This window comes from Pseudomonas sp. DE0010 (assembly GCF_007680745.1).
Taxonomy (GTDB): Bacteria; Pseudomonadota; Gammaproteobacteria; order Pseudomonadales; family Pseudomonadaceae; genus Aquipseudomonas; species Aquipseudomonas parafulva_B.
This window is the reverse complement of sequence record NZ_VEJQ01000045.1, coordinates 1-5,192: the sequence shown is the minus strand read 5'-3', so window position 1 is coordinate 5,192 and position 5,192 is coordinate 1. Positions and strand designations below refer to the sequence as shown.

Annotated in this window: 6 protein-coding genes; 4 read left to right on the top strand and 2 right to left on the bottom strand. The window is 48.7% G+C overall.

Features of this window, described 5'->3' with window-relative positions:
* The first annotated feature begins 157 nt into the window (after positions 1 to 157).
* The 4 genes from FS767_RS21440 to FS767_RS21430 all read left to right on the top strand — a co-directional run bounded on the left by FS767_RS21440 (position 158) and on the right by FS767_RS21430 (position 4,012).
* Positions 158 to 1,069: a DNA adenine methylase gene (locus tag FS767_RS21440; RefSeq protein ID WP_144968126.1), complete on the top strand. Its 912-nt coding sequence runs from the start codon at positions 158 to 160 to the stop codon at positions 1,067 to 1,069.
* 13 nt (positions 1,070 to 1,082) lie between these two features.
* On the top strand, positions 1,083 to 1,319 hold the full coding sequence (locus FS767_RS21435) for a Fis family transcriptional regulator (protein WP_144968124.1): 237 nt from the start codon (positions 1,083 to 1,085) through the stop codon (positions 1,317 to 1,319).
* A gap of 116 nt (positions 1,320 to 1,435) precedes the next feature.
* Positions 1,436 to 1,609 (top strand): hypothetical protein, encoded by a 174-nt coding sequence (locus tag FS767_RS22950; protein ID WP_178102759.1) that lies wholly within the window; start codon positions 1,436 to 1,438, stop codon positions 1,607 to 1,609.
* Between the two features lie 1,254 nt (positions 1,610 to 2,863).
* A complete protein-coding gene (locus FS767_RS21430) occupies positions 2,864 to 4,012 on the top strand; it encodes a protein rep (RefSeq protein WP_144968122.1) in 1,149 nt (382 codons plus the stop codon).
* Positions 4,013 to 4,129: 117 nt separating this feature from the next.
* On the opposite strand, the gene FS767_RS21425 is transcribed toward FS767_RS21430, so the two are convergent.
* Both FS767_RS21425 and FS767_RS21420 read right to left on the bottom strand, forming a co-directional pair.
* Complete coding sequence (locus FS767_RS21425; RefSeq protein ID WP_144968120.1) at positions 4,130 to 5,005, bottom strand: hypothetical protein; 876 nt, start codon at positions 5,003 to 5,005, stop codon at positions 4,130 to 4,132.
* Positions 4,989 to 5,192: helix-turn-helix transcriptional regulator (locus tag FS767_RS21420; RefSeq protein ID WP_144968118.1), on the bottom strand; the 204-nt coding region annotated here is incomplete at its 5' end. The genes FS767_RS21425 and FS767_RS21420, both read right to left, overlap by 17 nt.

Below are 5,192 nucleotides of genomic sequence, written 5' to 3'. Positions count from 1 at the left end.
TGCCTTTCGCCAATTCGCTCGGCAATTTGGGATTGAGTCAGTCCTTTTGACAATCTAATTTTTCTAAGCAACGTACCATATCTGTACTTTTTCATTAGCGAAATTTATACTAACTGTGGTATTATTCAAAATTAGAATATTGATCACAAGGCTTACCATGAATCAGATTAGCTTAGATCTCTTGGACTCCTCCATAGAGATGGTTGAAAGGTCCATTCATCCTGGAAAGCCTTTCAAAACCCAGCTTTTGAAATGGGTAGGGAATAAACAAAAGCAAGCTATTGATATTATTGATTTTTTTCCAAAAAACTATGGTGTTTACATCGAGCCGTTCTTGGGTAGTGGTGGGGTGCTGGGGGTTTTGGCCCCTAAAAAAGCCATCGCTAGTGATGTTTTTCCCCCGTTGTTTGAAATATGGGAAACTTTACACAAAGATAAAGAAAAACTTAAGAACTGGTATTCTGATAGGTATGCAAGAATTGCTGTTGAAGGTAAGATAGAAACCTATAAAAGTGTTTTATCATCCTACAATGAAAGTCCCAATGGTGCTGATTTCATTTTCTTACTTAGAACATGCTATGGCGGTGTTGTTAGGTTTAGAAAAAAAGACGGATATATGTCTACGCCATGTGGCGCTCATAATCCAATCCCGCCTGAGAGTTTTTCAGCCCGGGTGGACGCTTGGTTCGACAGAACACAAGGAGCTGAGTTTTTTCTGTGCGACTTTGAAGTGACTATGGACAAAGCTCAGCCTGGCGATCTTATTTATTGTGATCCACCATACGTAGATAGTCAGGCTATCCTCTATGGAGCTCAAGATTTTTCTCTGGCCCGATTGTTCAAAAAAATCGAGGAATGCAAGATGAGAGGAGTTTTTGTAGCATTGAGTATTGATGGAACAAAATTTTCTGGGGATAAATTATGTTCTATCGATGTGCCCCACGGTCTTTTTGAAACAGAAGCTTTTATTAATGTAGGTAGATCTATGTTAAAGAGGTTTCAGATGGATGGAAAGTCGTTAGAGTCGCACGTGGTTACTGATAGATTGTTGCTAACCTATAACATGTGATTTCAAGACTTTTATGAAAAATGTAAACCTTAGAGAATCTGTGACTGTTGCGGTACAAAATTATCTAGAGATTCTAGATGGTGAAGTTCCTGGGGGTGGACTCTACAGGATAGTAACTGGCGAGGTTGAGCGAGAACTTTTTTATTTTATTTTTGAATATTGCGAAAGAAATCAAAGTTTAGCGACTAAGACGCTAGGTATTAGTCGCGCGACATTCCGAAAGAAAATGATAGAATTTGGATTTATTTGAAATTTTTCAAGTAATAAATATCTAAACCCTAAAATCTGTGCTTAGAGACATGACAGTTATTTTTGCGCTTCTGCGATATAGCGGCTTTGAGATTACTTCTATAGACTGAGTACGCTGTGAAGTTCTCCAACCTCATCCTGGGAGAAAATTGGCACGCTGTCCAGGTGCTCAAGGGCGGACGCTTGCTCAACAGTTGCAGCTTGTTCCGTGTTGTCGAGATACCGAATTCGCTCCTGGACGGGCTGCTGTACTGGGATCTCTTCTACCACCACCTTGGCGGTGAATACTAATTCGCTGGAGAGGCCCCAAAGGCCCGGGAGAATCGTTGATGGATGGAACGCCAGAAAGGAGCGCTCCGCCGCGCTTTGTCGATGATCAGGAGGTCTTGCCGGTACCGCGCTTTGTAACCCTCGAAGCTCACCGATCGGGCAAGGCAGTGATACGCGAGAAGATCGCCGCAGCAACGACAGGTGATCGACCTGGCAACGCAACGACAACCAGCGTCGAACGAAACAGCAACGGCTAACTGTAGGGCAAGATAGGTGAAGTAGGCCCACCAGTAAGCTGGTGATCCTACTTCACGTCTTGCCCATTCGCCTCCGGCTCAAGGGGCGAGTTTCCGAATCGGAAACCCTGACAAGTGCCTGACAGGCATGACCAATGCCTGACAAACGCCTGACGCGCTGAAATTTTTTGCTAAACGCGGGGCCAGCAGCAAAAAAACACAGGCACGCTAAGGATGTATACACATCCCGTGCCAAAGGGATGCCCTTTGAAACCCGCCTCTACGAGTCAAAAAGCCTGACGCGCTTTGCTTGTCTCCCAGGCTAAACCAAGGCAACAAGTTGCCATTGGCTTAGCCTGGGTCCGACGCAGATTTCATCAGATCAAGGGCCGCGCCCCCGGCTTGTCGGGGAAGCGCTTCACCTCCCCGGCGAACGGAGGCACGGGCGAAGCGTACCCTTGAGCTTACGCTGATCAAAGACACTCATGGTAGGTGTGCTGGGATGCTTTTCCCCAGCGCACCTGCCACACGGCGAGTGTCCCCGAAGGGCCGCCGGAGGCGACTTTGCTTTGAGGATTCTGTGAGAATTTCGTGTGTTCTGCTTACGGGAGGGTCACTGCTTGAAACGACGCCATCATAAAGGCAAGATGCTGCGCAGCAGTTCAACAGAGATTGAACAGCCAAAAACAACAAAACCCGGATCATAGCGCGCCAACGCTCCCCGGGCTTCATCGTAGATTCGGGGATAGTATGACCATCAAGCACCTGTTTGATCAAGTGCCGACCCCCGCCAAGACTGGCGGAGGTGGGTGTGACGGCACCGGATTTAGGGCGTAACGCCGCTGGTCGGGGTGTTGCCTCGGGAAGTACGCGAAATCCTCTACCCCCCCAAGACCTGCGTGCGAAGCTGCAGGCCAATCGGGCGGAGCGCTATGACCTCCTTGCATCTGCACGAGCCCTGTTCCTCAACGAGGGGAAACGGGAAGGTTTGCTGCACCCGCAAAATTGGCATCGAACGGCTAAATGCAAATGGACGCCAGTGTCGGCAACCATTGGTGTGCACGCCTCGCGTGAGCATGGCAGCGCCTTCTACAGCGGTGTGATGAGCTGCGGTAGTGTTTGGGCCTGCCCGGTCTGCGCGGCGAAGGTCCAAGAGCGTCGCCGCGAAGAGGTGGCTAAGGCGGTGGGCTGGGCCGATGTTGAGGGGCTGCAAGCGGCGATGGTCACCCTCACGTTCCCCCATTACGCCTGGCAGCAACTGGCGGAGCTCCTAGAGCAACAGAAGACCGCTCTGAAGTACCTGCGCGAGGGTTCGCCCTGGACCCGCTTCAAAAAGGCCACCGGCTATCAGGGCCTGATCCGTTCGCTGGAACTCACGCATGGCCAGAATGGTTGGCACCCCCACACCCATGAACTGTGGTTCGTTGATGCCGGTACCGATGCTGAGACGATGAAAAAAACCGTGCTCGAGCGCTGGAAGACGAGTTGTGCACGGGCGGGCCTGCTCGACCTGGACAACGTTGACCAGGTCGCCGCGTTCGAGGCGCACGCCGTCGATGTGAAGGGCTGGTGTACGGCCAGCGACTACCTGGCCAAGCAGGATGACAGCCGCCACTGGGGGGTGGATGCGGAGATTGCCAAGGCATCGACCAAGGCCGGCCGGGCCAAGGGAAAACATCCCTTCGCATTGCTCACCCTGTTCCAGGATGGTGATCGTAAGGCCGGTCACCGTTTCCTCGACTATGCCGCGGCGATGAAGGGCAAACGTCAGTTGTTCTGGTCTGCCGGACTCAAGGCCAGGGTCGGAGTGATCGAGCAGAGTGACGAAGAGGTGGCTGAAGAACGACGTGACGACGTTGACCTTTTGGGTCATTTGAGCATTGAGGAGTGGAAGCTGATCCGCGAGTCTGGGCTGAGGGCCAAGGTTTTGGACCTGGCCGAAAGTAATGGCGGATGGGTAGCTGTGCAGCATTTGCTGCGCTCAATCAGCACCCGACCTCCCTATTTGAAATCTATTGCTGAGCTAAGAGGCATGGCAATAGATCGTTTAATAGAAAGCACAATAGAAGACCTAGTAGAAAACAACGGCAAAAAGCCATCTCTCCTGCGGAGCTGCCGGGGTAGCATCCCGTCTGGCTTACAGGATTCCGACTCACTACGCGAGCCTCCGCTCTCTTTTCTCCCCTGAGCGTTGGACGGGCTTGTCTTGAAAATTCATCCGCGTGCGCATCCTGCAAATGGCTTTGAGAATCAGAGCAGCTTCGAGGTAAGAAGCTACTCTATTCATATTTCTGGAGTAAAGATCTTAACTTTTTGGCTCAAAATTATTTGCAGAGCGCTCTGATAGCATACGCTTCCACTGTTCGACAAGAACAGGCATCCTATCTACAACTTCTTTCCCAAATATAACTTCGTCGAGATATCCCATATGAAGCATGTCTATGATTCGGCACAGGTAAGATCGACCACACGACCACCAAGTAAAGTAGTCATCGACTATTAGTACATGTTGAATTCGCGCATGCCCAGCCTCTTCCAGCTCTTCTATTTCCATACCATCTAAAAGAGATTCATAGACGCCATCAGCTACCCGGCTGCCAAAAGTCTTAGTGTAATAATATTCTTTGATTTCCCAGATTGCCACCGGGTTTATCACGGCTGGAAAAGCTCCATCAACTCGACGTGACAAAGTTCGCAGTGGCATCGAGTCGTGAGTTATTGTGGTTAGGCTTCTCGGATCATAATTGCAAGGTAAGTTGCCTATATTTGACTCTATCAGCATATTTACCATGCCGGTCAAAAAGGCATAGTTTTTCTTGTCGCCAGACTGTTTATTCATAGGAAGAGGACATTGAAAACTATTATCTTTCCTAACTTCCATGAAAAGTTTTTCAGCTTCTTCGCGATTCATTAGCTGATTTTTAACAAAGTTGTTTAATATGTCAGCGCGGTACTCATAGTAGTCGAATAAGCATTCGCCAAACGGTGTTAGTTTTCCGTTACTATCTTCTATACGCTTCATAGATAAGTTTAGCTTAAAAAAAGCCGCCCTAACATTACCTATGGTAGGAACTAGAATTGTTTTATCTTTTCTATTAGTGTACCCGATCTCTTGGCTGATCGTACGCACTGTAGCCCAAAAATCTTTAGGCTGTTTTAGAAATCTATCGTCCGCCTTCAACGTAATCCCTTACAAAATCGATTAAATTCACATCCATAGAGGAACAGATAGATTCCAGCTCTAGTAAATCAAGCCGTTGTTCCCCGTTCTCGTACTTGCTTATATAAGATTGCCTTTCGCCAATTCGCTCGGCAATTTGGGATTGAGTCAGTCCTTTTGACAATCTAATTTTTCTAAGCAACGTACC

Bases quoted from the DNA above. Each gene is read 5' to 3' on its own strand.
- FS767_RS21440 (WP_144968126.1), top strand. From the start codon at position 158: ATGAATCAGATTAGCTTAGATCTCTTGGACTCCTCCATAGAGATGGTT.
- FS767_RS21435 (WP_144968124.1), top strand. From the start codon at position 1,083: ATGAAAAATGTAAACCTTAGAGAATCTGTGACTGTTGCGGTACAAAAT.